1 protein-coding gene is annotated in these 243 nt (G+C 42.4%); it reads right to left on the bottom strand.

Annotated features, from left to right (window positions below; translation table 11 throughout):
- A partial coding sequence (locus ACTHS4_RS12420; RefSeq protein ID WP_440366041.1) for an NAD(P)-binding domain-containing protein occupies nt 1-167 on the bottom strand: 167 nt, incomplete at its 3' end.
- Between the last annotated feature and the right edge of the window lie 76 nt (nt 168-243).

The raw sequence follows: 243 nt of genomic DNA, 5'->3' as shown, positions 1-243 counted from the left end.
GAATAGGCACCGATAATGTTGGTGCCTTTGGCTGCGCCGTTGAGAAAATCGTCTACTTTAGCAGTGGTCCGGTTGTACGCCACGACTTTGAAACCGTGATCGTTCATATTCAAAATCAAATTTTGACCCATAACGGCCAAGCCGATGACGCCGATATCGCCTTTCATTGATGGAAGCTCCATTATTAATTTAATTTATCAGCCGTAACTCTATCTGATTTACAGAGGTTTAACAATCCTTAAC

It is taken from the genome of Neisseria sp. P0014.S009, from assembly GCF_051958155.1.
GTDB lineage: Bacteria > Pseudomonadota > Gammaproteobacteria > Burkholderiales > Neisseriaceae > Neisseria > Neisseria flavescens_C.
Note: the sequence above shows the minus strand (reverse complement) of the source record. Positions and strands in the feature narration are given on the sequence as shown.